We start from the raw sequence: 25,383 nt of genomic DNA, 5'->3' as shown, positions 1-25,383 counted from the left end.
TTGCTTGGTTGCATCCATGCGCTTAAATTGCCCGCGCAACCCCGCTGTTTTCGGGGGGATCGGCGTTATTGATTGAACGACTGTAGGAGAGAACGGGTGGACGAGCAAAAAGCCCTGAGGGTGATGCGCCAATTGGTGGACGACGGCCAATTGACCGACCCGGACAGCGCCCGTGGCAAATTGCTGCAAGTGGCGGCCCACCTGTTCCGCAATAAAGGCTATGAGCGCACGACCGTGCGCGACCTGGCCGGCGCCGTGGGCATTCAGTCCGGGAGCATTTTCCATCACTTCAAGAGCAAGGACGAAATCCTGCGCGCCGTGATGGAAGAAACCATTCGCTACAACACCGCGTTGATGCGTGCGGCCATCGCCGAGGCCGGCAATGTGCGTGAGCAGGTGCTGGCGCTGATCCGGTGTGAATTGCAGTCGATCATGGGCGGTAGCGGCGAGGCCATGGCCGTGCTGGTCTACGAATGGCGCTCGCTGTCCGAAGAGGGCCAGGCCAAGGTCCTGGCGCTGCGGGACATCTACGAAGACATCTGGCTGCAAGTACTGGGCGAAGCCAAGACCGCCGGGTTTATCCGCGGCGATGTGTTCATCACCCGACGCTTCCTGACTGGCGCATTGTCCTGGACCACCACCTGGTTTCGCGCCGATGGCAGCATGAGTCTCGATCAGTTGGCCGATGAGGCGTTGATTCTGGTGCTGGAAGACCGGCAATAAGCTTGTGTTGGCCAGCATTAAACTGGCTAACTGGACAAAACCGCCTAGCTTGAATGCATTGGTACCGTTTTATTAGGGAGTGGGGACGTTTTGATGGGTTCGCCAATTCGGTCAGCCTCGCGGCTTTTGCTGACGATGCTTGCGGCGTCAACGATGATGCCGTCCCAGGCTGCGCAACTGGTGCGCATCGGTGCCGCGCACTTTCCGCCCTACACCGTGCGCCCGGAATCCGGGGCCGATACCGGGTTGCTGCCGCAACTGGTCGAGGCCCTGAACGCATCGCAAACTGACTACCAGTTTGTCCTGGTGCCCACTTCCATTCCCCGGCGCTTCGGTGATTTCAAGCAGGGCCGGGTCGACATGGCCATCTTCGAAAATCCCGCCTGGGGTTGGGAAGAGATCCCCCACACAGCCGTCGACATGGGGCTGGAGGACGCCGAAATTTTTGTCGCGCAACGCCTACCCGATCGACAGCAAAGCTATTTCGCCGACCTGAACGGCAAGCGCCTGGCACTGTTCAGCGGCTATCACTACGAGTTCGCCAATTTCAATGCCGACCCCCTGTACCTCGCGAAAAACTACAACGCCACGCTGACCTATTCCCATGACAGCAATCTGCTGATGGTATTGCGCGGCCGGGCCGACATCGCCCTGGTCACGCGTTCGTACCTGAGCGACTACTTCCTGCGCAATGAAAAAGTCGCCGGCGAGTTGCTGGCGTCCCAACGCATCGATCAGGTCTATCACCATTACGCCATCCTGCGCCCGACGGCTCCCATCAGCGGCGAGGCATTCGCCAAGGTGCTGCAAGGCTTGCGGGACAATGGCCAGATGCTGAGGATTTTCGATCCGTACAAGATTGCCCTGGTGCCGGTCCAGCGCAACGCAGCGGCGCCACAAGTTGCCAATTGACGGTCTTTGGCTAAATTTCCCGCCCTGGCTCACGTCACTTCGTTGAACTGTCGACGACTATCGTGAGCCCGACCCATGCCCAATCTCAATGACCTGACTGCCCTGTGTCTGCCGACAGGCAGTCGTCTTGCCGCTGATGAAACCGATTGCCGCCTAAGCCTCAGTCTGGAAGGGCAACCGTTGCTTGCCCTGCGGCTGAATCGTGGCCCCGAGTTGCACGTGCAACTGGAGGAGCGTTTCAGTCGCCCTGAAGGACAGGCATTGTGGGCGGCCTGTTACTGGCTGTTCGCTCGCAACCCCGACTGTCAGCGCCTGGTCTGGCAACTGCAAGAGGTGCCGGACGAAGCCGTGTTCAGCGGTCTGCTGATTCCGACTCCCGTCAACGGCCAGTATCACTGCGAGCGCACCTTGTTCTGGCAGTTGCCGCAGCCTTGGCTGGGGCATTCCCTGACCGGCAGCTACCCGCAGCAAATGCTCATCACCGACGGCAAGCGTCATCCACGGCGGCCGGTCAAACCCCGTGGTGAAGTGTATCAACGCTTCGATGCACGGCTGGGTGCCCGGGTTTCCCTGCGCACGCTGGACATCGAGCAAGACCTGGCACGCTTCAACCGCTGGCAGAACAGCCCGCGTGTCGCGAGTTTCTGGCAGGAGGAGGGCAGTCTCGAACAGCATCGCCAATACCTGAGCAAACTCGAAGCCGACCCGCACACGCTGACGCTGATCGGTTGTTTCGACGATCAGCCCTTCGCTTATTTCGAGGCCTACTGGGCCAGGGAAGATCGCATCGCGCCGTTCTACGAGACCGGCGATTACGACCGTGGCATTCACATGCTGGTGGGCGAAGAAAATCACCGCGGTCCGCACAAGGTGGCGAGTTGGTTATCGGCGCTGGTGCATTATCTGTTTCTCGATGACCCGCGCACGCAGCGCGTGGTTGCCGAGCCGCGTGCCGATAACGCGAAGATGATCGGATACATGCAAGAGCAGCGCTTTCACTGCGAGAAAGAGTTCGACTTTCCGCACAAGCGCGCGGCCCTGATGGTGTTGGGGCGGGAGCGGTTTTTTGATCGGTGCGCACTGGCCTGAGGCTTGAGGCTAAATATCTTCGGCGCTCTTGAGTGCCCCATCGCGAGCAGGCTCGCTCCTACATTTTCCTGTGTGCGCTGAACCTGTGGGAGCGAGCTTGCTCGCGATGGGCGCGATGCAGATTTCAGAACTTAGTGGCGAGCAGCCATATCGCCACGCTGGCCCGACACCTTGCGGCAGTGCACCAGCGCATCACGGATCATGAAGTTCACCAGGGTCGGCGAGACGCCAAGTTCCTTGGCAATATCTTTTTGCGGTACGCCGTGCAGGCGGTACATCTCGAAGGCGTAGCGGGTGCGGCTCGGCAACTCGGTCAACGCATCGGCGATGTGCTCCAGCGTCGAGAAATTGATGTGCGACGTTTCCGGTGACGCACCCTGGATCACCACATTCAGCCCTTCCTCTTCAGGGCCGGAATACTTCTGCTCCAGCGCCTGTTTGCGGTAGTGGTCGATCGCCAGGTTGCGCACGATCTGGAACAGGTAGCTGAGCTGAGCCTTGATCGAACTGGTGATGGGCGGGGCCGATTGCAGCCGGAAGAATGCATCCTGCACAACATCTTCGGCACGTGAGCGGCAACCGGTAATTCGGGCTGCGATCTTCACCAGAATCAATCGATTGTCGACGAATGCCTGAAGTAGCGGTGTATCGCACCTGCTTGTGGATACTGGTTCCATCATGGAAATCACCTTGCTGCCAAAAGGTTAGTGGGACGGCGAATGAGCCGGGGGGCCGTCCTACACATCGAGCGACAAATTAGGCTTAATGATAATGATTGTCAAATGAGAAAAAGAACTAATGCGTTACAAAGGTAAAGAGTGAGAACTGCGACACGCTGACTCACTTCAGTCCGCTTTGCGTTCCAGCCTGGCGACTAATTATTTCCAGACGTCATCCGTTCTCATTGGTGAATTGCACAGCGCAACCCTCATCACCCTGTAGGAGCGAGCTCGCTCGCGATGGTCGTCAACGATGGGCGCCTGACACCCCGCGGCGTTCTTCGGATTTTCGCGAGCAGGCTCGCTCCTACCAAGCCGAATTCAGGCAGGAAACCTCATGACCGACGCGTTCGAACTCCCCAGCACAATGGTCCAAGCCCTTCAGCGCCGCGCGGCGCTGACGCCGGATCGGGTGGCCCTGCGCTTTCTCGCCGAGACCCCGGACCAGGCTGTGGTGCTCAGCTATCGCGAACTGGATCTGCGGGCACGGACGATTGCCGGCGCGTTGCAGGCCCGGACGGATGTTGGCGACCGCGCGGTGTTGCTGTTCCCCAGTGGCCCGGATTACGTTGCGGCGTTCTTCGGTTGCCTGTACGCCGGGGTGATCGCGGTACCAGCCTACCCGCCGGAGTCGACACGCCGTCATCACCAGGAGCGCCTGTTGTCGATCATCAGCGACGCCCAGCCTCGCTTGCTGTTGACCAGCGCCGGGCTGCGCGATGGGTTGCAGCAGATCGACGGCGCGCCGCCGCTGTTGTGTGTCGATACCCTCGACGGTGCACTGGCCGAGCGCTGGGTCGCGGTGGACTTGCAGGACGATCACATCGCCTTCCTGCAATACACCTCTGGCTCCACCGCGCTGCCCAAAGGCGTGCAAGTCAGCCACGGCAATCTGGTGGCCAACGAATTGCTGATTCGCCACGGTTTCGGCATTGACCTGAACCCCGACGACGTCATCGTCAGCTGGCTGCCGCTGTATCACGACATGGGCCTGATCGGCGGCTTGCTGCAGCCGATTTTCAGCGGCGTGCCTTGCGTGTTGATGTCCCCGGCGTATTTTCTCGGTCGGCCGTTACGCTGGCTGGAGGCGATCAGCGAATACGGCGGCACCATCAGCGGCGGGCCGGATTTTGCCTATCGCTTGTGCAGTGAGCGGGTCAGCGAGTCGGCCCTGGAACGGCTCGACCTGAGTGGCTGGCGCGTGGCGTATTCCGGTTCCGAACCGATTCGCCTCGACACTCTGGAACGCTTCGCCGGGAAGTTCGCGACCTGCGGCTTCACCGCGGACAGTTTCATGGCCTCCTACGGTCTGGCCGAAGCCACCTTGTTCGTGGCCGGCACAGCTCGCGGCCAAGGCATCGGCAACCTGCGGGTAGACGATCAGGCCCTGGCGCAGAACCGCATCGAAGCGGGCGAGGGCAGCCCGATCATGAGTTGCGGTATCAGCCAGCCGGCGCACGCGGTGTTGATCTTCAATCCTGTCTCGCTCAGCAAACAGGCCGACAACGTCGTCGGCGAAGTCTGGGCCAGCGGGCCGAGCATCGCCTCAGGCTACTGGCGCAACCCCGAGGCGTCCGCCAAGACCTTCGTCCAGCACGCCGGGCAGACCTGGCTGCGCACCGGTGACCTGGGTTTTCTGCGCAACGGCGAACTGTTTATCACCGGGCGCCTGAAGGACATGCTGATCGTGCGCGGGCACAACCTGTACCCGCAGGACATCGAACAGACTGTCGAGCGCGAAGTGGAAGTGGTGCGCAAAGGACGCGTCGCCGCCTTCGCCGTCACGGTTGACGGTCAGGAAGGCATCGGCATCGCCGCTGAAATCAGCCGCAGCGTGCAGAAAATACTGCCGCCTGAATCCTTGATCAAAGCCATTCGCCAGACCGTCGCCGAGGCGTATCAGGAGGCACCGAGCGTGGTGGTGCTGCTCAATCCGGGCGCGCTGCCCAAAACGTCCAGCGGTAAATTGCAGCGTTCGGCGTGTCGCAATCGCCTGGCGGACGGCAGTCTCGACAGCTACGCGGTGTTCCCGTCGGCCAGCAACGAAAGCACGGGCAATAGCGAGTCGGGATCGACGCTGCAAAGCTTGATCGCACGTATCTGGTGTGAGCAGTTGCAAGTGGCGCAGGTGGGCGCCGACGATCATTTCTTCCTGCTTGGCGGCAACTCCATTGCAGCGACGCAAGTGGTGGCGCGTCTGCGGGAAAAGTTGGGTCTGGAGTTGAGCCTGCGCCTGCTGTTCGAAGCGCCGACCCTCGGCGCATTCGCCGATGTCGTGACCCGTCTGCAACAGGACGGTGGTCTGGCCCAGGGCGCGATCACGGCACTGTCGCGCCAGCAACCGATGCCGCAATCCCTGGCACAAAACCGCCTGTGGATCACTTGGCAACTCGACCCACACAGCAGCGCCTACAACATTCCTGGCGGCTTGCGCTTGCGTGGCGAGCTGGATGAGGACACCTTGCGCGCCAGTTTCCAGCAGTTGATCGAGCGCCACGAATCCCTGCGCACACGATTCTTCGAGCGTGATGGCGTGGCGCTGCAACAGGTCGATCCGGCGGGTGAGTTCAACCTGCAACTGATCGACATCAGCGACCTGCCGGTCGCCGAGCGTGAGGCCCGGGCGCAGCAGATCCGCGAGGACGAAGCACGGACCCGGTTCGATCTGGAGAAAGGCCCGCTGCTGTGGGTGACGCTGGTGCGCCTCGACGACGAAGACCATCAGTTGTTGGTGACCCTGCACCACATCATCGCTGACGGCTGGTCGCTGAATGTGTTGATCGACGAGTTCTCGCGCCTGTATGCGTCCGCCTCCCAGGGCTTGCAAGCGGTGCTGGCGCCATTGCCGACGCAGTACGCCGACTACGGCAGTTGGCAACGGCAATGGTTGGCGCAAGGGGAAGGCGAGCGGCAACTGGCTTATTGGAAAGACCGCTTGGGTGATGAACATCCAACCCTGAGCCTGGCCACCGACCATCCACGCTCAGTACAACAACTGCACAGCGCCGCTCGCCACACCGTGCGTCTGGGCGCTCCCCTGAGCGATGCGATTCGTCAGACCGCCCAGGCCCATGAATCGACCGTCTTCATGTTGTTGCTGGCTGCGTTCCAGACCTTGTTGCACCGCTACAGCGGCCAACGAGATATCCGCATCGGCGTGCCCAATGCCAACCGTCCACGCCTGGAAACCCAGGGTCTGATCGGCTTCTTCATCAATACCCAGGTGCTGCGTGCCGAAGTGGACTCAAGTCTGCCATTCGTTGAGTTGCTGGCGCAGACCCGTCAGGCGGCGTTGGGTGCGCAAGCGCATCAGGACTTGCCGTTCGAGCAACTGCTCGAGGCCTTCCCGCAGGCCCGTGAACAGGGCCTGTTCCAGGTCATGTTCAACCATCAGCAACGGGACCTTGGCGCCTTGAAGCGCCTGCCGGGGCTGTTGGCCGAAGAGTTGCCGTGGCATAGCCGCGAAGCCAAGTTCGATGTGCAGCTGCACAGCGAAGAAGACCGCAACGGTCGCCTGACCTTGTCCTTCGACTACGCCAACGAACTGTTCGACGCCGCGACCATCGAGCGCCTGGCCGACCATTTCAGCAACCTGCTGCGGGCTGTCTGCGAGCAAACGGACATCGCCATCGGTGACCTGCCGCTGTTGACGGCCGCCGAGCAGCATCAGCAATCGGACTGGGCCAGCGCACCCTGCGCAGCGGCCAGTCAATGGCTGCCCGAATCGCTCAACCAACAAGCCCGGCTGACACCTGGGCGCCCGGCGTTGATCTGGGAGGGCGGTCAGATGGACTTCGCCGAACTCCACACCCAGGCCAACCGTCTGGCCCATTACCTGCGCGACAAAGGCGTCGGCCCGGACGTCTGCGTGGCCATCGCCTGCGAGCGTTCGCCGCAACTGCTGATCGGCCTGCTGGCGATCATCAAGGCCGGTGGCGCCTACGTGCCGCTGGACCCGGATTACCCCGCCGAACGCCTGGCCTACATGCTCAGCGACAGCGGTGTTCAATTGCTGCTGACGCATACCCGACTGCTCGAGCGCTTGCCGGCCAGCGAGGGTGTCAGTGTGATCGCCATGGACACCCTGCACCTGGACAGTTGGCCAAGCCATGCGCCGGGGCTGCATCTGCACGGCGACAATCTTGCCTATGTGATTTATACCTCCGGTTCCACCGGCCAGCCCAAAGGCGTCGGTAACACCCACGCGGCGCTGGCCGAGCGCCTGCAATGGATGCAGGACACTTATCGCCTGAACGAAACCGACGTGCTGATGCAAAAGGCGCCGATCAGTTTCGACGTGTCGGTGTGGGAGTGCTTCTGGCCGCTGATCACAGGCGCACGTCTGTTGATCGCCGGTCCCGGCGAACACCGCGATCCACATCGCATCGCGCAGCTGGTGCAAGCGTACGGCGTGACCACGTTGCACTTCGTGCCGCCGCTGCTTTCGCTGTTCATCGACGAACCGCTCAGTGCTGAATGCACCAGCCTGCGCCGGCTGTTCTCCGGGGGCGAGGCCTTGCCCGCGGAGCTGCGCAACCGGGTGCTGGTGCAACTGCCGGCGGTGCAACTGCACAATCGCTACGGACCGACCGAAACCGCGATCAACGTCACCCACTGGCAATGCTCCAGCGCCGATGGCGAACGCTCGCCGATTGGCCGGCCGCTGGGCAATGTGATCTGCCGCGTGCTCGACAGCGACCTGCGTCCCGTTCCGGTCGGTGTGCCGGGTGAGTTGTGCATCAGCGGCGTTGGCTTGGCCCGTGGTTACCTCGGTCGCCCGGCGTTGACGGCCGAACGATTTGTGGTCGATCCGTTGGGCGAGCCGGGCGCACGCCTGTATCGCACCGGCGACCGGGCACGCTGGACGGCGGATGGCGTGATCGAATACCTCGGTCGTCTCGATCAACAGGTCAAGTTGCGCGGGTTCCGGGTCGAGCCGGAGGAAATCCAGGCACGGCTGCTGGCCCAGGACGGCGTTGCGCAAGCCGTGGTGCTGGTGCGCGACACCATGGCCGGGGCGCAGTTGATCGGTTACTACACCGCTGCGGACAATGCCGGGGACGAGGTCGAACAAACCGCGCGCCTGAAAAGCGCATTGGCCGCCGAACTGCCGGAATACATGGTGCCGGCGCAACTGATGCGCCTGGACCAAATGCCCCTCGGCCCGAGCGGCAAGCTCGACCGCCGCGCGTTGCCGGAACCGCAGTGGCAGGTTCGCGAGCACGTCGAGCCTGTGACAGAACTGGAACAACGCATCGCCGGCATCTGGCGCGAAGTGCTGGGTTTGACGCAAGTCGGTTTGCGCGATGATTTTTTTGCCCTCGGCGGTCACTCGCTGCTGGCCACACAAATCATCTCCCGCACCCGCCAGGCCTGCGACGTCGAGTTGCCGCTGCGGGCGCTGTTCGAGCACAGCGAACTCGGTGCGTTTGCCGAACAGGTTCGCCTGATCCAGGCCAGTGGCAGCACCAACAAACAGCCGCCGATTGAAAAAATCGACCGCGGGCAGGCGGTGCCGCTGTCCTATTCCCAGCAGCGCATGTGGTTCCTCTGGCAGATGGAGCCCGACAGCCCGGCCTACAACGTCGGCGGCATGGCGCGGCTGCGTGGCGTGCTCGACGTGGCGCGCTTCGAGGCCGCGCTGCAAGCCCTGATCCTGCGTCACGAAACCCTGCGCACCACGTTCCCGAGCATCGACGGCGTCGCCCGCCAGCAAGTACACGCGCAGACCGGCGTGCGCATGGCGTGGAAGGATTTCACCGCGCTGGATGCCGAGGTCCGCGAGTGGCAGGTCCAGCAACTGGCCGACGACGAAGCGCACCAGCCGTTCGATCTGGAGACCGGACCCTTGCTGCGCGCCTGCCTGGTCAAGACCGCCGAACAGGAACACTACTTCGTTCTGACCCTGCACCACATCGTCACCGAAGGCTGGGCGATGGACATTTTTGCCCGGGAGCTCAGCGCGCTGTACGAAGCGTTCGTCGATGACCGTGAATCACCGCTGGCGCCGTTGCCGGTGCAGTACCTGGATTACAGCGTGTGGCAGCGTCAGTGGCTGGAGTCCGGCGAGCGTCAGCGCCAGCTCGATTACTGGACAACGCAACTGGGCCGCGAACACCCGCTGCTGGAGTTGCCGGCCGACCGTCCGCGTCCGCCGGTGCAAAGCCATCAGGGTGAGTTGTATCGCTTTGAGCTGAGCGACGACCTCGCGGCACGGGTTCGCGCCTTCAATGCGCGACACGGCCTGACCCTGTTCATGACCATGACCGCCGCCCTGGCCACGCTGCTGTACCGCTACAGCGGCCAGACCGATCTGCGCATCGGCGCGCCGGTGGCCAACCGCATTCGCCCGGAAAGCGAAGGGCTGATCGGTGCGTTCCTCAACACGCAAGTGCTGCGCTGCCAGCTCGACGGGCAGATGTCCGTGGGCGAGTTGTTCGAGCAGGTGCGCCACACGGTGATCGAAGGCCAGTCCCATCAGGACCTGCCGTTCGATCATCTGGTGGAAGCCTTGCAACCACCCCGCAGCGCGGCCTACAACCCATTGTTCCAGGTGATGTGCAACGTGCAGCGCTGGGAGTTCCAGCAAAGCCGTACCCTGGCCGGCGTGACGGTCGAGTACCTGGCCAACGATGCCCGCGCGACCAAGTTCGACCTCAACCTGGAAGTCACCGACCTGGACCATCGCCTGGGTTGCTGCCTGACCTACAGCACCGATCTGTTCGACGAGCCGCGCATTGCGCGCATGGCCGGGCATTGGCGCAACCTGCTGGAGGCGCTGATTGCCGATCCGCAGCAGCGCTTGAGCGAACTGCCGCTGCTGGCGTGTGGCGAACAACAACATCTGCTCGACAGCCTCGGCGTCGAGCCGGGCGAGCATCGGCTGGACCAGTGCATCCATCACCTGTTCGCCGAGCAAGCCTTGATGCGCCAGGACGCTCCGGCCCTGACCTTCGCCGGGCAAACCCTGAGCTATGCCGAACTCGACGGCCGGGCCAATCGCCTGGCCTGGATGCTGCGCGAGCGTGGCGTCGGACCGCAGGTTCGTGTGGGGCTGGCACTGGAGCGCTCGCTGGAGATGGTCGTCGGCCTGCTGGCGATCCTCAAGGCTGGCGGCGCCTATGTGCCGCTGGATCCGGAATACCCGCTGGACCGCTTGCATTACATGATTAATGACAGCGGCATCGGTTTGCTGCTCAGCGACGCGGCGATGTTCAAGGCCCTGGGCGAGTTGCCGGCGACCGTTGGCCGCTGGTGTCTTGAAGAAGACGCCGCTGCACTGGCCAATTACCCGGCCACCGAGTTGCCGTTGATCAGCCTGCCGCAGCATCAGGCCTACCTGATCTACACCTCGGGCTCGACCGGCAAACCGAAAGGCGTGGTGGTATCCCACGGCGAAATCGCCATGCACTGCCGCGCGGTGATCGAGCGTTTCACCATGCGCCCTGACGATTGCGAACTGCACTTCTATTCGATCAACTTCGACGCCGCCACCGAGCGTTTGCTGGTGCCGCTGCTCAGCGGTGCGCAAGTGGTGCTGCGGGCTCAAGGGCAGTGGGACGCGGAAGAAATCTGTGGCCTGATCCGTCGTCATCAGATCAATGTCCTCGGATTCACGCCGAGCTATGGCAGCCAGTTGGCGCAATGGCTGGCAACGCAAAATGAAACCCTGGCGGTGCGCATGATCATCACCGGCGGCGAAGCGCTGACCGGTGAACACCTGACGCGCATTCGCGCAGCCTTCAAGCCGAGCCTGTTCTTCAACGCCTACGGCCCGACCGAAACCGTGGTCATGCCGCTGGCCAGTCTCGCCCCTGAAGTGCTGGAAGAGGGCGCTGGCAGCGTGCCGATCGGCAGCATCATCGGCGACCGCGTGGCCTACATTCTCGACGCCGACCTGGCGTTGGTGCCGCAAGGCGCGACGGGCGAGTTGTACGTCGGTGGCGCGGGTCTGGCCCAGGGTTATCACCAGCGTCCGGGCATGACCGCGGAGCGCTTTGTGGCCGATCCGTTTGCCGCCAACGGCGAACGTATCTACCGCACCGGCGACCTGGTGCGCCAGCGCGCCGACGGCCTGGTGGAATACCTCGGACGCATCGACCATCAAGTGAAGATTCGTGGTTTCCGCATCGAACTGGGCGAGATCGAAACCCGTCTGCTGGAGCATGAATCGATTCGTGAAGCCGTTGTGCTGGCGCTCGATGCACCGAGTGGCAAGCAACTGGTCGGCTATCTGGTGACTGACGTCGCCGAACAGAACGAAGCACAGCAATCGGTCTTGCGCGAGGCCCTCAAGGCGCATCTGAAATCGCAACTGCCAGACTACATGGTGCCCACGCACCTGATCCTGCTGGGCAGCATGCCGCTAACCGCCAACGGCAAACTCGACCGCCGCGCGCTGCCGGCGCCGGACCCGGAGCTGAATCGCCATCACTACGTAGCGCCGAGCAACGAGCTTGAAGTCAGCCTCGCGCAGATCTGGTGCGAAGTGCTGAACGTCGGACAGGTCGGCCTCAACGACAACTTCTTCGAGTTGGGCGGTGACTCGATCCTGTCGATCCAGGTGGTCAGCCGGGCACGGCAGCAGGGCATTCACTTCAGCCCTCGCGACCTGTTCCAGCACCAGACCGTGCAGACCCTCGCCGCCGTGGCCAGCCGCAGCGAGCAGGTCAGCGCCGAGCAGGGCTTGATCATGGGTGAGTCGCGTCTGACGCCGATCCAGCACTGGTTCTTCGACACCGACATCCCGCAGCGCCAGCACTGGAACCAGGCGTTGTTGCTGCAACCGACCGCACCTCTGGAGCCCCATCGACTGGAGCAAGCGCTGCTGGCGGTAATCGAACAGCACGACGCCTTGCGTCTGCGCTTCAGCAAGGTCGCCGGTCAGTGGCAAGCACAGCATCAGCCGATTTCCGAGGCTCCGGTGTTGTGGCAGGTACGCGTTTCGTCGATGGACAAATGCGCGGCCTTGTTCGCCGATGCCCAGCGCAGCCTCGACCTCGAAGAGGGACCGCTAATACGCGTGTTGCTGGTCGATGGTCCCGAGGGCCAGCAACGGCTGTTCATCGCGATTCACCACTTGGTCGTCGATGGTGTTTCATGGCGCGTACTGCTGGACGACCTGCAAACCGTGTACCGCCAACTGGACGCGCAGCAGTCGGTGAAACTGCCGGCGAAAACCAGCGCCTTCAAGGACTGGGCCGCACGGCTGCAAGCCTACGCCGGCAGTGAGTCCCTGCGCGAAGAACTGGGCTGGTGGCAGGCGCACCTGGCCGGGCCCACTGCCGATTTGCCCTGTGATCACCCCGCAGGCGGGCGGCAGAACCGACATGCGCAAACCGTCAGTGTGCGCCTCGACAGCGAGCGTACCCGGCAGTTGCTGCAACAGGCACCGAGTGCCTATCGCACCCAGGTCAACGACTTGCTGCTGACCGCATTGGCCCGCGTGCTGTGCCGCTGGAGCGGTCAGCCATCGGCGCTGATTCAACTGGAAGGCCACGGCCGCGAAGCGCTGTTCGACGAGATCGACCTGACCCGCACCGTCGGCTGGTTCACCAGCGCCTACCCACTGCGCCTGACGCCGCTGAACATCGAAGAAGCCGCCGGGCAGGGCGTGTCGATCAAGGCGATCAAGGAGCAATTGCGTGCCGTGCCGCACAAAGGCCTGGGCTATGGCGTGCTGCGTTACCTCGCCGATGACCTGAGCCGCCACAGCATGGCGCAGTTGCCGGTGGCGCCGATTACCTTCAACTACCTCGGCCAGTTCGACCAGAGCTTCGGGGCGGACGCGCTGTTCCATCCACTGGATGAAGCCATTGGTGCGGCCCACGATGCCAATGCCCCGTTGCCCAACGAGCTGAGCGTCGACGGTCAGGTGTATGGCGGTGAACTGGTACTGCGCTGGACTTTCAGCGCCGAACGCTTCGATGGGCAAACCATCGACGAGTTGGCCGATGCCTACCTCGGTGAGTTGAACAGCCTGATCGAGCATTGCCTGCGCGACGACGCGGGTGGCCTGACGCCGTCGGACTTCCCGCTGGCGAATCTCAGCCAGGCTCAACTGGATGCGCTGCCGGTCCCGGCCGCCGTCATCGAAGACGTCTACCCGTTGACCCCGATGCAGGAAGGCATGCTGTTGCACACCTTGCTGGAGCCGGGCACCGGCCTGTACTACATGCAGGACCGCTACCGCATCAACAGCGAACTGGACCCGCAGCGTTTCGCCCAGGCCTGGCAAGCAGTGATCGCCCGCCACGAAGCATTGCGCGCGTCGTTCTGCTGGAACGTCGGCGAAGACATGCTGCAAGTGATCCACAAACCGGGCAGCACGCCGATCGAATACCTCGACTGGAGCAATCTCGCCGAAGCCGAGCAAGAGCCGAAGCTGCAAACCTTGCTCAAGACCGAACGCGAGGCGGGGTTTGATCTGCTCAACCAGGCGCCGTTCCACTTGCGTTTGATCCGTGTGGGCGCGGCGCGTTACTGGTTCATGATGAGCAACCACCACATCCTCATCGATGCCTGGTGCCGTTCGCTGCTGATGAATGATTTCTTCGAGATCTACAGCGCCCTCGGCGAAGGCCGGGAAGCGCAGCTGGAGGTACCACCACGTTATCGCGACTACATCGGTTGGCTGCAGCATCAGAGCCTGGCCGAAGCACGGCAGTGGTGGAAAACCAACCTGCAGGGTTTCGAACGGACCACGCCGATCCCGAGCGACCGGCCATTGCTGCGTGAACATGCCGGCGACAGCGGCGGCATGATCGTCGGCGACCGCTATACAAGGCTCGATGCCCGTGACGGTGCGCAATTGCGCGAACTGGCCCAGGCCCATCAGTTGACCATCAACACCTTTGCCCAGGCGGCGTGGGCTCTGGTGCTGCGGCGCTTGAGCGGTGATCGCGACGTGCTGTTCGGCGTCACCGTGGCCGGGCGTCCGGTGGACATGCCGCAGATGCAGCGCACCGTCGGCCTGTTCATCAACAGCATCGCGCTGCGGGTGAAAATGCCTGAGGACGGCCAGCGATGCAGCGTGCGCCAGTGGCTCACCGGTCTGCTCGACAACAATATGCAACTGCGTGAATACGAATACCTGCCACTGGTGAACATCCAGGAGCAAAGCGAACTGCCCAAAGGCCAGCCGCTGTTCGACAGCCTGTTCGTGTTCGAAAACGCCCCGGTGGAAGTCTCGGTGCTCGACCGTGCGCAGAGCCTCAACGCGACCTCGGACTCGGGCCGAACCCATACCAACTTCCCGCTCACGGCCGTGTGCTATCCGGGCGATGACCTGGGCTTGCACCTGTCCTACGACCAACGCTACTTCGATGAGGTCACGGTCGAGCGCATGCTCGCTGAGTTCAAGCGTCTGCTGCTGGCATTGGTGGAAGGTTTCCATGGCGACATGGCCGACCTGCCGTTGCTGGGGGCTGAGGAGCAGGACTTCCTCATCCATGGCTGCAACCAGAGCGAACACGATTACCCGCTGGAGCAGAGCTACGTTTCATTGTTCGAAACGCAGGTCGCCCGGCACCCACTGCGAATTGCCGCCAGTTGTCTGGACCGGCAATACAGTTATCTGGAGCTGAACCAGCGCGGCAACCGCCTCGGTCATGCATTGATCGCCGCCGGTGTCGGGCGCGATCAACCGGTGGCCTTGCTGGCCGAACGTAGCCTCGACTTGCTGGGCATGATCATCGGCAGCTTCAAGGCAGGGGCGGGCTATCTGCCGCTGGATCCGGGTTTGCCGGGTCAGCGTCTGAGCCGGATCATCGATCTGAGCCGCACGCCATTGCTGGTGTGCACGCAAGCCTGTCGTGAGCAGGCGCAGGCCTTGCTCGAGGAGTTCGGCTGCTCCAGCCGGCCACGGCTGCTGGTCTGGGAGGAAGTCCAGGCCCTTGCGCTGTCGGCGGACAATCCTGGTGTCTACAGTGGTCCGGACAACCTCGCCTATGTGATCTACACCTCTGGCTCCACCGGTTTGCCAAAAGGCGTGATGGTCGAACAGCGCGGCATGCTCAACAACCAGTTGAGCAAGGTGCCGTACCTGAACCTGAGCGACGCCGACGTGATCGCCCAAACCGCGTCGCAAAGCTTCGACATTTCCGTGTGGCAGTTCCTCGCCGCGCCGTTGTTCGGCGCACGGGTGGACATCGTGCCGAACACCATTGCCCACGATCCCCAGGGTTTGCTGGCCCATGTGCAAAGCCAGGGCATCACCGTGCTGGAAAGCGTGCCTTCGCTGATCCAGGGCATGCTCGCCCAGGAACGCATGAGCCTCGATGGCCTGCGCTGGATGTTGCCGACGGGGGAGGCGATGCCGCCGGAACTGGCGCATCAATGGTTGCTGCGCTATCCGCAGATCGGCCTGGTGAATGCCTATGGCCCGGCGGAGTGCTCGGATGACGTGGCGTTCTTCCGCGTCGATATGGCGTCGACTCGCGGCAGTTACCTGCCGATCGGTACGCCGACTGACAACAACAAATTGTACCTGCTCGACGGAGCGCTGGAACTGGTGCCGCTGGGCGCGGTGGGTGAACTGTGCGTGGCGGGGACCGGGGTCGGTCGCGGCTATGTCAGCGATCCGCTGCGCACGGCACCGGTGTTTGTGCCGAACCCGTTTGGCGCACCGGGTGAGCGCCTGTATCGCACCGGCGACCTGGCCCGCCGTCGCAGTGACGGCGTTCTGGAATATGTCGGCCGGGTCGACCATCAGGTGAAGATCCGCGGTTACCGCATCGAGCTCGGTGAAATCGAAGCTCGCCTGCACGAACAACCGCAAGTCCGCGATGCGGCGGTGGGTGTGCAGGAAGGGGCGAACGGCAAGCACCTGGTGGGCTATCTGGTCGCGGCGGATGTTGCGCTCGATCCGGCTGAACGCCTGGAGTGCATCAAGCAACGCCTGCGCGCCGAACTGCCGGAATACATGGTGCCGCTGCACTGGTTATGGCTGGACAAGCTGCCGCTCAACGCCAACGGTAAACTGGACCGCAAGGCACTGCCGACGTTGGAGATCGGTCAATTGCAAAGCCAGGATTACCAGGCGCCGCGCAATGAGCTGGAGCAGACCCTGGCAGACATTTGGGCCGAGGTACTGAAGGTCGAGAGAGTGGGCGTTCGCGACAATTTCTTCGAGTTGGGCGGGCATTCGCTGCTGGCCACGCAAATCGCCTCGCGGGTGCAGAAATCCCTGCAACGGGATGTGCCGCTGCGGGCGATGTTCGAATGCAGCACGGTGGAAGAACTGGCCCGGTACATCGACGGGTTGACGGCCAGCGAGCTCACCGAGGAGAAAGTGGATCGCTTGAATGACCTGATGGCGGAGCTGGAGGGGCTTTGATTCCCTGGCGTCAGTACTGGCCCCATCGCGAGCAAGCTCGCTCCCCCAGTGGGTGGTGGTGAACACATCATTTGTGATCAGCATGAATCCCTGTGGGAGCGGCGGTGCGGCGATCCGACTTGCCCGCGATGGCGGTTGTACAAACGCATACATTCTCGCGATTGACTGCGATCCGTCAGCCGCTCAGTCTTCGGGCTCCCTTTGTGCTCGCGGAGACAGTCGATGCCCTTCGTAACGATAGACGGACAAGCCCTCCACTACATCGATCAAGGTACCGGCCCGGCGGTACTGCTGGCCGGTAGTTACCTGTGGGACCAGGCCATGTGGGCGCCGCAGATTGCCGCGCTCTCGCAACAGTATCGTGTGATAGCCCTGGACCTGTGGGGGCACGGCCAATCCGGGCCGTTGCCTGTCGGTACGACGTCGCTGGATGACCTGGCGCGTCAGGCCCTGGTCCTGATCGATCATCTGGACATCGAGCGGGTCACGCTGGTCGGCCTGTCGGTCGGCGGCATGTGGGGCGCGCGCCTGGCCTTATCGGCAGCGCAGCGGATCAACGGACTGGTGCTGATGGACACCTACGCCGGCGCCGAACCGGAGCCGACTCGCCAGTACTACTTTTCACTGTTGAAGCAGATCGAAGAGGCGGGTGTCATCACGCCAGCGCTGCTGGATATCGTGGTGCCGATTTTCTTCCGGCCGGGCATTGATCCGCAGTCGGCGCTCTACCGGGACTTTCGTGCTTCCCTCGCGGCTCTACCCGCGGATCGCCTGCGTGAAAGCATCGCGCCGATGGGGCGGATTACATTTGGGCGCGATGACCAGTTATCGCGTCTGGGCGAACTGGACGCAGCGACCACACTGGTGATGTGCGGCGATCAGGACAAGCCTCGGCCACCGGGTGAAGCCCGTGAAATGGCTGAGCTGATTGGCTGCCCGTGGGTGCTGGTGCCGGAGGCGGGGCATATTTCCAATCTGGAGAACCCTGGGTTTGTGACTGAAACCCTGTTGGCATTTTTGGCCGACAGAAATTAGTCGAATCTACCGACGCCATCGCGAGCAAGCTCGCTCCCACAGGTGATCACCTTTCCCTGTGGGAGCGAGCTTGCTCGCGATGGGGGCGCTGAACTCACTTCGGCCCGAGAATCTTCGCCAACTTATCCGGCGACGGCGCGCCTTGCTGCTGTTGCAGATTGCCCTTGTCATCCATGTAGAAAATCGCCGGCGTCGCCTGCAACTCCAGCTCTTCCATCAATTGCATGTTGGCCGCGAACTTTGCCTGAATCGCCGGCGGCACTTCCTTCAAGGCCTTGAGCGAACTCTCCTTGCCAGCGGCTTCGTGATCCTGCAGGGCTTTTTCCGGGTCTTTGGCGGCGAGCAGCGCGGCGGATTTTCCGGGGCTGTCTTCGCGGATGATGCCCACCATGATGTGGCGCAACTGCACTTTGCCGGCCTTGACCCACGGTCGGGCCTGTTCCCAGAACATGTTGCAGTACGGGCAGTTCGGGTCACTGAACAGGTACACCACGCGCGGCGCATCCTTCTTGCCGTCGCCGATCCAGTTGCTGGTTTCGAACTTGGCCCAGACTTCCTTGGCCATCGGTGCGTACACCAGTTTCTGCAAAGGTGCGCTGCTCAGGTCATTGCCCTCGGCGTCATACAGGTTGCCCAGCAACACGTGTTTGCCATCCGGGGTCAGGTACAGCGCCATGCCGCGGTTCTGGTATTGCGCGGCATAACCACGCAAGCCGTCGGGGGCGTCGAACTGGCCGACGATTTTCGCGCCTTTGGCCTCGATTTTCTTGATGGCATCGGGCAACTCTTCGGCCTGCACCGATGGCAGGTGCAGCAGGGCAGCACCGAGGCTCAGGGTCAGCAGGTGGCGGAGGCGGGGCATGGCAGTTTCCTTGAAGAGGTGGCGGGTACGGTGTCGAAGTTTTCCAGCGCGCGGGCCAGGCTGGCTTCCGACAACTCGCCCAGATGGCTGCCCAGCAGGCGACCCTCGGGGTTGTAGAACAGCGTAGTCGGCAATGCCATGGAACCGACGGCCTGGCTCAGACGCCCACTGCCGTCGAATAGCACGTTGGACAGGCTCAGGCCCTGGGTTTCCAGAAAGATCGCGACGCTTTGCATGCTTTCTGCCTGATTGACGAACAGGAACGTCAGGTCCGGCCGTTGTTGCTGGGCGTTTTCCAGCACCGGCATTTCCCGGCGGCACGGCGGGCACCAGGTGGCCCAGAGATTGATCACCAACGGGCCTCCCTTGTAGTCGGCCAGTTGCACGGTTTCGCCGGCGGCGTTGCGCAGGGTGATTTCCGGCAGGCGTGTGCCTTGTTCATAAATCGACAGGGAGAACGTCGCCAACAGCCAGAACGCCAGGCCACTGGCCACGCCAAAGCCCAATGGACGGCGCAGACCTGGGCGACGCCAGCCGCGATACAGCGTGGCGAGCAAAACGACCACTACCCCCGGCCAGGCGAGGAAACCGCCATCGCGCAGGTCGATGACCTGCCACGGATCGTTGCGATAGTGCACCCAATAGGCCGCCACGAAACTGATTCGGGCTGCCAGCATGCCCATCAGAAACAGGCTGAACAGCACCGACTCAGGGTTTTCACCACCACGCTTGGCGACCCGCCAGCCGACAAAAGTGGCCAGCGCCAGCGCACTGATCAACAGCAGGTGATTGAGCGCGATGGCAAAGGTGCCGAGGGTGAAAGTCAGCATTAACGGGCGTCTCGGGTGGTGGTCCAGCGTTGCAGGAATGTATCGGCATCGACCTCGCCGGTGATGCGCTGGCTGCGCCGCTCTTCACCGTCTACGCCAATCCACAGCAGGCTCGGTGGCCCTGGCACTTGGTAACGGCCGAGCAGTTCACGGCTGGCGGCATTGTCGGCGGTGACGTCCAGTCGCAGCAAGCGCACATCGCTCAAGGCTTCGAGGACACGGGTTTTGCCGAAGACCTGTTTCTCCATGACCTTGCACGACACGCACCAGTCGGCGTAGTAGTCCAGCAGCACCCACTGACCCTGAGCCTGTGCGGCGTCGAGTTCCCGTTGCAGTGCCTGCGGATCCTTGATGGTGATGAAGGCATCGTGGCCAACCGGCACGGCGGCCACAGCCTGGTTCGAGGCGCGGTAGACCTGCAATGGCTTGAACGGATCATCGCCGCCACCAGCCGCACCGATCACCAACAGGCCACCCCATAAACCGAGCAGTAACGAACTGGCGCCAAACAGGTGCGCGATACGGCCAAAACCTTCCGACTGTTTCCAGGCGCTGTAGGCCGCGATCAACAACAGCGCACCGCACAAGCCGACCCACAGGGATTCGTCGACCACCGGACGCAGCATCAACAATGCGGTGGCGAGGAACAGGAAGCCGAAAATGCCTTTGACCAGGTTCATCCAGGCGCCTGGCTTGGGCATGAAACGATTGCCGACAGTCACCAACACCAGCAGAGGCACACCGATGCCGATGCCCATGGCAAACAGAATCAATCCGCCATGCAGCGCGTTGCCGCTTTGCGCGATGTAGAGCAGGGCGCCGGCCAGTGGTGCGGTCATGCAGGGGCCAACCAGCAGACCGGACAGCGCCCCCAGCACCCCGGCGCCGATCAGACTGCCGCCGCGTTGATTGCGCGAGACGTTTTCCAGGCGATCACGCACGGCCACCGGCAGTTGCAGTTCGAAGAAACCGAACATCGGCAGCGCCAGCAGCACGAAAATCGTCGCGAAACTGCCCAGCAGCCAGGGGTTCTGCAACCAGGCTTGCAGGTTCGCCCCGAGGGAGGCGGCCAGGACACCCATTGCCGCATACACCAGCGCCATGCTGACTACATAACTGCTGGCCAGGGCGAATCCGCGTCTGGGCGTGGCGCCACTGCCGACGATCAACCCGGCCAGAATTGGCAGCATCGGTAATGAACATGGCGCGAAGGCCAGCAACAGGCCCAGGCCGAAGAACACCAGAAGGCTCCAGCCCAGCGCCCGTTGTTGCAGGCTGCTGGCCAGCGCCTGGTCCGGCGCTTCAGTGGTCGCATTCAATGCATTGGTATTGCCCAGGTCCACGACTCTGGTTTGTGGTGGATAACACAAGCCGGCATCGGCGCAGCCCTGGTAACTGACCTTGACCTGACCGCTGGCACCCGCCGGAATTTTCAGTTCCAGGCCCTGACGGTAGACTTGCTGTTCACCGAAAAACTCGTCGCTGTGGGCTTCACCTTCCGGTAGCACAGGATGCCGGTCGGCAGGCAAGCCATCGAACTTCAAGCGTTTCTGATACAGGTAATAGCCGTCGGTGATCTGCCAATAGAGCTGGGTTTCACCGGATTCCAGGCGTTCAGAGGTAAACGCGAAGGCTTTATCAACCGGGAGGAATTCAGGTTTGGTGTCGAACGGATTGGTTCCCGCCTGGGCCAGGCCCACGATCAAGAGAGTAAAAAGTAAAAACAGACGACGCATGGATAAGCCTTTGTCCTGTGCTAATGAGGTGCACAGTGGCGGGTGGCGATTAACCGATGATTAACCGCCCCGGCCTTGTGGCGGTGGCGCTTGCGGCATAATGTCGACTTAATCGGTCAACGGCTTAATAGGCTTTATTTCTACGAGGCTCCCCATGCACGTACTGGTTTGCGAAGACGATGAATTGATCGCCAGCGGTATCGTCGCCGGCCTGACCGCCCAGGGCCTGACCGTGGAACACGTCGCCACGGCGTCCGCCGCCCGGGCGATGCTCAAGGTGGCGGAGTTCGACGTGATGGTACTCGACCTTGGGTTGCCGGACGAGGATGGCCTCAAGCTGCTGCAGCAGTTGCGCCATCAAGGCCTGGAGTTGCCGGTTTTGATCCTCACCGCCCGGGACTCGGTCACTGATCGCGTCGATGGCCTGCAAGCCGGTGCCGACGACTATCTGCTCAAACCGTTCGACTTGCGCGAACTCGCTGCACGCTTGCACACGCTGTTGCGGCGGGTGGCGGGGCGCAGCGTCAACCTGATCGAGCATGGTGCCCTGACCTACGACCCGAGCAGCCGCGAAACCACGCTCGCGGGGCAGCCGGTGGACCTGTCGCGCCGTGAGCAGTCATTGCTGCAAGCCTTGCTGCATAACCGTGGCCGTGTGTTGTCCACCGAGCAACTCAAGGACAGCGTCTACGGTTTCAACGACGAACTGGAAAGCAACGCCCTTAACGTCCATATCCATCACCTGCGGCGCAAGCTTGGCAACGGCATTGTCGAGACCGTGCGCGGCCTGGGCTATCGCCTGGGGCCGGCTGATGGCGGAGAAAAATTGAAGTGATGAGTTTGCGTTTGCGCCTGAGTCTGACGCTCGGCGCCGCATTTGCCTTGATCTGGGCCCTGGCCGCGGCCTGGATGCTCAGCGATCTGCGCAATCAAATGATGTTTTCCCTCGACCAGCGCCTGGTGGCCTCGGCACGCATGGTCGCCGGCCTGATGGAGCAACTGCCGCCCGTGCCGAGCAAGGGCGAGGGCACCCACTTCAGTGCCGAACAGCTGAACATTCCGGGTGGCATGGCGTGCCAGGTCAGCTCGTTGCGCGGCGAAATCCTTGCCCGCAGTCACACCGATCCGCAGCAGACCCTGGAGGCCGAGAAACTCGGGTTTCACGATCAGATGATCGACGGCGCGCCGTGGCGCAGTTTCACATTGGCCCGGGGCGATCTGCGCATCACCACCGCCGACCGGCAGATCGAGCGTGAGGCGTTGAACATGTCGATCCTGCTGGCCGCTTCGGTGCCGGTGGGCGTGGCGCTGCTCGGTTGCCTGTGTTTGCTCTGGCTGGGCATCGGCCAGGGGCTGGCGCCGCTCAACCGCATGCGCGATGCCTTGATGCGCCGTAGCGCCGACTCCCTCGAACCCTTGCAGATCCAGCCACTGCCCAGCGAGCTGCAACCCTTGCTGGAAACCCAGAACCAGTTGCTCCAGCGCATCGGCAAGACCATCGAGCGCGAACGTCGCCTGACCGGAGACGCGGCCCACGAACTGCGCAGCCCGTTGACCGCGATCAAGACCCACCTGCAAGTGGCGCGGATGACGCAAGGCAGCGCCCGGGACCAGTCCCTGGCCCGGGCCGAAGAGGGCGCCGACCGCATGCACCGGACCCTCGAACAATTACTGTTGTTGGCGCGCGTCGAGGGCAGCCTGTCATTCGACGACGGTGTGCAGTGCAACGCCGAACAAGTGGCGAAACTGGCGATCCAGGACGCGGCAAGCGGCGATCGCCAGCGCATCAGGTTTCAGGCGCCGGGCAAGGTTTCCGCCGCGCCGGTACAAATGCCCGCCGTGCTGTCGATTGCCGCGCTGCGCAACTTGCTCGACAACGCACTGCGCCATACTCCCGCCGACAAAGCGGTGGAGTTGAGCCTGGAAACCACCGGCAATCGTGTGCAGTTTGTGGTGCGCGACCATGGGCCGGGGATTGCCGAAGAAGATCTGCAACACCTGACCCAGCGCTTCTGGCGCAACGGTCAGAGCACCGGATGTGGTCTGGGGCTGGCGATTGTGCAGGCCATCGTTCAGCGTTGCGGTTGCACGCTGCATTTCGATAGCCGGCCGGACGGCTTGCGGGTTGAGCTGACGATGCCGCTGCAACCGGTCTGAAAAACACCACCTCCCCTGTAGCAGCGAGCTTGCTCGCGATGGTCGATAACGATAACGCGTGCTTTCTGAATGCACGCGCTGTTCTTGAGTCCATCGCGAGCAGAGCTCGCTCCTGCAAAGGTTTCCGGGTTACCGCCTAAATCCCTCAAGCGCTGATGCGTTTCCAGAACAGGAAAACCTTATTGAGGGGTCGAGAGATGTCAGTCGCTACCAACCTTATCGAAGAGCAGCCGGCGACGTCCGCCGAGACGCTTTATCAATTCAACGAATCGCCATTGCTCGCCCGTCAGAGCCGGCAGGAATCCAACGCCCGCAGCTATCCGCGACGCATTCCCCTGGCACTCAAGCGCGCCAAGGGCATCTACGTCGAAGATGTCGAAGGCCGCACCTTCATCGATTGCCTGGCCGGAGCCGGAACCCTGGCCCTGGGGCACAACCACCCGGTGGTGATCGAAGCCATCCAGCAAGTGCTGGCCGATGAGCTGCCGCTGCACACCCTGGACCTGACCACGCCGGTCAAGGACCGGTTCGTCCAGGATCTGTTCGGGCTGCTGCCGCCTGCCCTGGCCGCTGAAGCGAAGATCCAGTTTTGCGGCCCGACCGGCACCGACGCCGTGGAAGCGGCACTGAAACTGGTGCGTACCGCCACTGGTCGCAGCACCGTGATCTCGTTCCAGGGTGGCTATCACGGCATGAGTCAGGGCGCGTTGAGCCTGATGGGCAGTCTGGGGCCGAAAAAGCCCTTGGGCGCCTTGCTTGGCAGCGGCGTGCAATTCATGCCGTACCCTTACGATTACCGCTGCCCGTTCGGGCTCGGCGGCGCGCAAGGGGTCAAAGCCAACCTGAGTTACCTGGAAAACCTGCTCAATGATCCCGAGGCTGGTGTGCAATTGCCGGCGGCGGTGATCGTGGAAGTGGTGCAGGGCGAGGGCGGGGTGATTCCGGCGGATCTGGACTGGTTGCGCGGTGTGCGGCGGATCACTGAACAGGCGGGTGTCGCGCTGATCGTCGACGAAATCCAGAGTGGCTTCGCCCGCACCGGCAAGATGTTCGCCTTCGAGCATGCCGGGATCATTCCCGATGTCGTGGTGATGTCCAAGGCCATCGGTGGCAGCCTGCCGCTGGCGGTGGTGGTCTATCGCGACTGGCTCGACACCTGGCTGCCGGGCGCCCATGCCGGGACGTTCCGTGGCAACCAGATGGCCATGGCCGCCGGTTGCGCGGTGATGCGTTATCTGGTCGAACACAAGGTCTGCGAGCATGCCGCCGCGATGGGCGAGCGTCTGGCCGAGCACCTGCGCATCCTGCAGCGGGACTTCCCGCAACTGGGGGACATTCGCGGACGTGGCTTGATGCTCGGCGTCGAACTGGTGGACCCGACGGGCGCGCTGGATGCCCAAGGCCATCCACCGGCTTTCGCCCGTCTGGCACCCCTGGTGCAGCGCGAATGCCTCAAGCGTGGCTTGATCCTGGAACTCGGTGGCCGTCACGGCGCGGTGGTGCGCTTCCTGCCACCACTGGTGATTACCGCTGCGCAAATCGATCGCGTGGCCGAGATTTTCGGGCGAGCCCTGGCCGCCGCCACGGCCAATCCTTAAATTTTCCGCCCTGCGGATCGTTCCTTCTACATAACGGTTGCGTGCACAACGCAACCCGCCCGATAACGATGGAGAGACAGCATGACGTCAGTATTCGACCGCGAGGACATCCTCTTTCAGGTCGTGGTCAACCACGAAGAGCAATACTCGATCTGGCCCGACTACAAAGCCGTGCCACAAGGCTGGCGCACCGTGGGTAAAAGCGGGCTGAAAAAGGAATGCCTGGCCTACATCGAAGAAACCTGGACCGACATGCGTCCATTGAGCCTGCGGCAGAAGATGGACGAGCAGGCGGCTGTGGCGCACTGATCCGTCATGCAAAAAGAAGCCCGCTGGACTGGTGACAGTCAGCGGGCTTTTTCAGGTCTGGAGTCTTGTGTCGACTA

The 25,383-nt window shown here is 62.6% G+C and carries 13 protein-coding genes; 9 read left to right on the top strand and 4 right to left on the bottom strand.

Going from position 1 to position 25,383, the window contains the following annotated elements:
• The first annotated feature begins 96 nt into the window (after window positions 1-96).
• The 3 genes from AC1RP7_RS20050 (at window position 97) to AC1RP7_RS20040 (ending at window position 2,724) form a co-directional block, all read left to right on the top strand.
• Window positions 97-723 (top strand): TetR/AcrR family transcriptional regulator, encoded by a 627-nt coding sequence (locus AC1RP7_RS20050; protein WP_218494478.1) that lies wholly within the window; start codon window positions 97-99, stop codon window positions 721-723.
• Between the two features lie 93 nt (window positions 724-816).
• Complete coding sequence (locus tag AC1RP7_RS20045) at window positions 817-1,635, top strand: substrate-binding periplasmic protein (RefSeq protein ID WP_349734900.1); 819 nt, start codon at window positions 817-819, stop codon at window positions 1,633-1,635.
• A 75-nt stretch (window positions 1,636-1,710) separates the two neighbouring features.
• Complete coding sequence (locus AC1RP7_RS20040; protein WP_493181032.1) at window positions 1,711-2,724, top strand: GNAT family N-acetyltransferase; 1,014 nt, start codon at window positions 1,711-1,713, stop codon at window positions 2,722-2,724.
• Between the two features lie 131 nt (window positions 2,725-2,855).
• On the opposite strand, the gene AC1RP7_RS20035 is transcribed toward AC1RP7_RS20040, so the two are convergent.
• On the bottom strand, window positions 2,856-3,404 hold the full coding sequence (locus AC1RP7_RS20035; RefSeq protein WP_057713859.1) for an RNA polymerase factor sigma-70: 549 nt from the start codon (window positions 3,402-3,404) through the stop codon (window positions 2,856-2,858).
• Window positions 3,405-3,780: 376 nt separating this feature from the next.
• Here AC1RP7_RS20035 and AC1RP7_RS20030 point away from each other — a divergent pair, with 376 nt between their 5' ends.
• Both AC1RP7_RS20030 and AC1RP7_RS20025 read left to right on the top strand, forming a co-directional pair.
• Complete coding sequence (locus AC1RP7_RS20030) at window positions 3,781-16,779, top strand: non-ribosomal peptide synthetase (RefSeq protein WP_493181031.1); 12,999 nt, start codon at window positions 3,781-3,783, stop codon at window positions 16,777-16,779.
• A gap of 222 nt (window positions 16,780-17,001) precedes the next feature.
• Window positions 17,002-17,814, top strand: a complete 813-nt coding sequence (locus tag AC1RP7_RS20025) for an alpha/beta fold hydrolase (protein WP_493181030.1) — start codon at window positions 17,002-17,004, stop codon at window positions 17,812-17,814.
• 94 nt (window positions 17,815-17,908) lie between these two features.
• Here AC1RP7_RS20025 and dsbG read toward each other — a convergent pair whose 3' ends face one another.
• From dsbG to dsbD, 3 genes are read right to left on the bottom strand one after another with little or no spacing between them, the layout of a single operon-like run.
• A complete protein-coding gene (gene dsbG, locus AC1RP7_RS20020; RefSeq protein WP_057713862.1) occupies window positions 17,909-18,676 on the bottom strand; it encodes a thiol:disulfide interchange protein DsbG in 768 nt (255 codons plus the stop codon).
• Window positions 18,652-19,506, bottom strand: coding sequence for a TlpA disulfide reductase family protein (locus AC1RP7_RS20015; RefSeq protein WP_223532737.1), 855 nt, complete (start codon window positions 19,504-19,506; stop codon window positions 18,652-18,654). The genes dsbG and AC1RP7_RS20015 overlap by 25 nt, the downstream gene beginning before the upstream one ends.
• Window positions 19,506-21,242: a protein-disulfide reductase DsbD gene (gene dsbD / locus AC1RP7_RS20010; RefSeq protein WP_493181029.1), complete on the bottom strand. Its 1,737-nt coding sequence runs from the start codon at window positions 21,240-21,242 to the stop codon at window positions 19,506-19,508. Before dsbD ends, AC1RP7_RS20015 begins: the two co-directional genes overlap by 1 nt.
• Window positions 21,243-21,396: 154 nt before the next feature.
• Here dsbD and AC1RP7_RS20005 point away from each other — a divergent pair, with 154 nt between their 5' ends.
• The 4 genes from AC1RP7_RS20005 (at window position 21,397) to AC1RP7_RS19990 (ending at window position 25,306) form a co-directional block, all read left to right on the top strand.
• Window positions 21,397-22,077, top strand: coding sequence for a response regulator (locus AC1RP7_RS20005; protein WP_493181028.1), 681 nt, complete (start codon window positions 21,397-21,399; stop codon window positions 22,075-22,077).
• Window positions 22,074-23,399 (top strand): ATP-binding protein, encoded by a 1,326-nt coding sequence (locus AC1RP7_RS20000; protein WP_057713867.1) that lies wholly within the window; start codon window positions 22,074-22,076, stop codon window positions 23,397-23,399. The genes AC1RP7_RS20005 and AC1RP7_RS20000 overlap by 4 nt, the downstream gene beginning before the upstream one ends.
• Before the next feature lie 197 nt (window positions 23,400-23,596).
• The gene (locus AC1RP7_RS19995; protein WP_057713868.1) at window positions 23,597-24,997 is read left to right on the top strand and encodes an aspartate aminotransferase family protein; all 1,401 of its coding nucleotides are present in this window, start codon (window positions 23,597-23,599) and stop codon (window positions 24,995-24,997) included.
• An 81-nt stretch (window positions 24,998-25,078) separates the two neighbouring features.
• Complete coding sequence (locus AC1RP7_RS19990) at window positions 25,079-25,306, top strand: MbtH family protein (RefSeq protein WP_057713869.1); 228 nt, start codon at window positions 25,079-25,081, stop codon at window positions 25,304-25,306.
• The last annotated feature ends 77 nt before the right edge of the window (window positions 25,307-25,383 follow it).

It is taken from the genome of Pseudomonas sp. GW822-FHT01E03, assembly GCF_058802985.1.
This window is presented reverse-complemented; position numbering and strand designations above follow the sequence as displayed.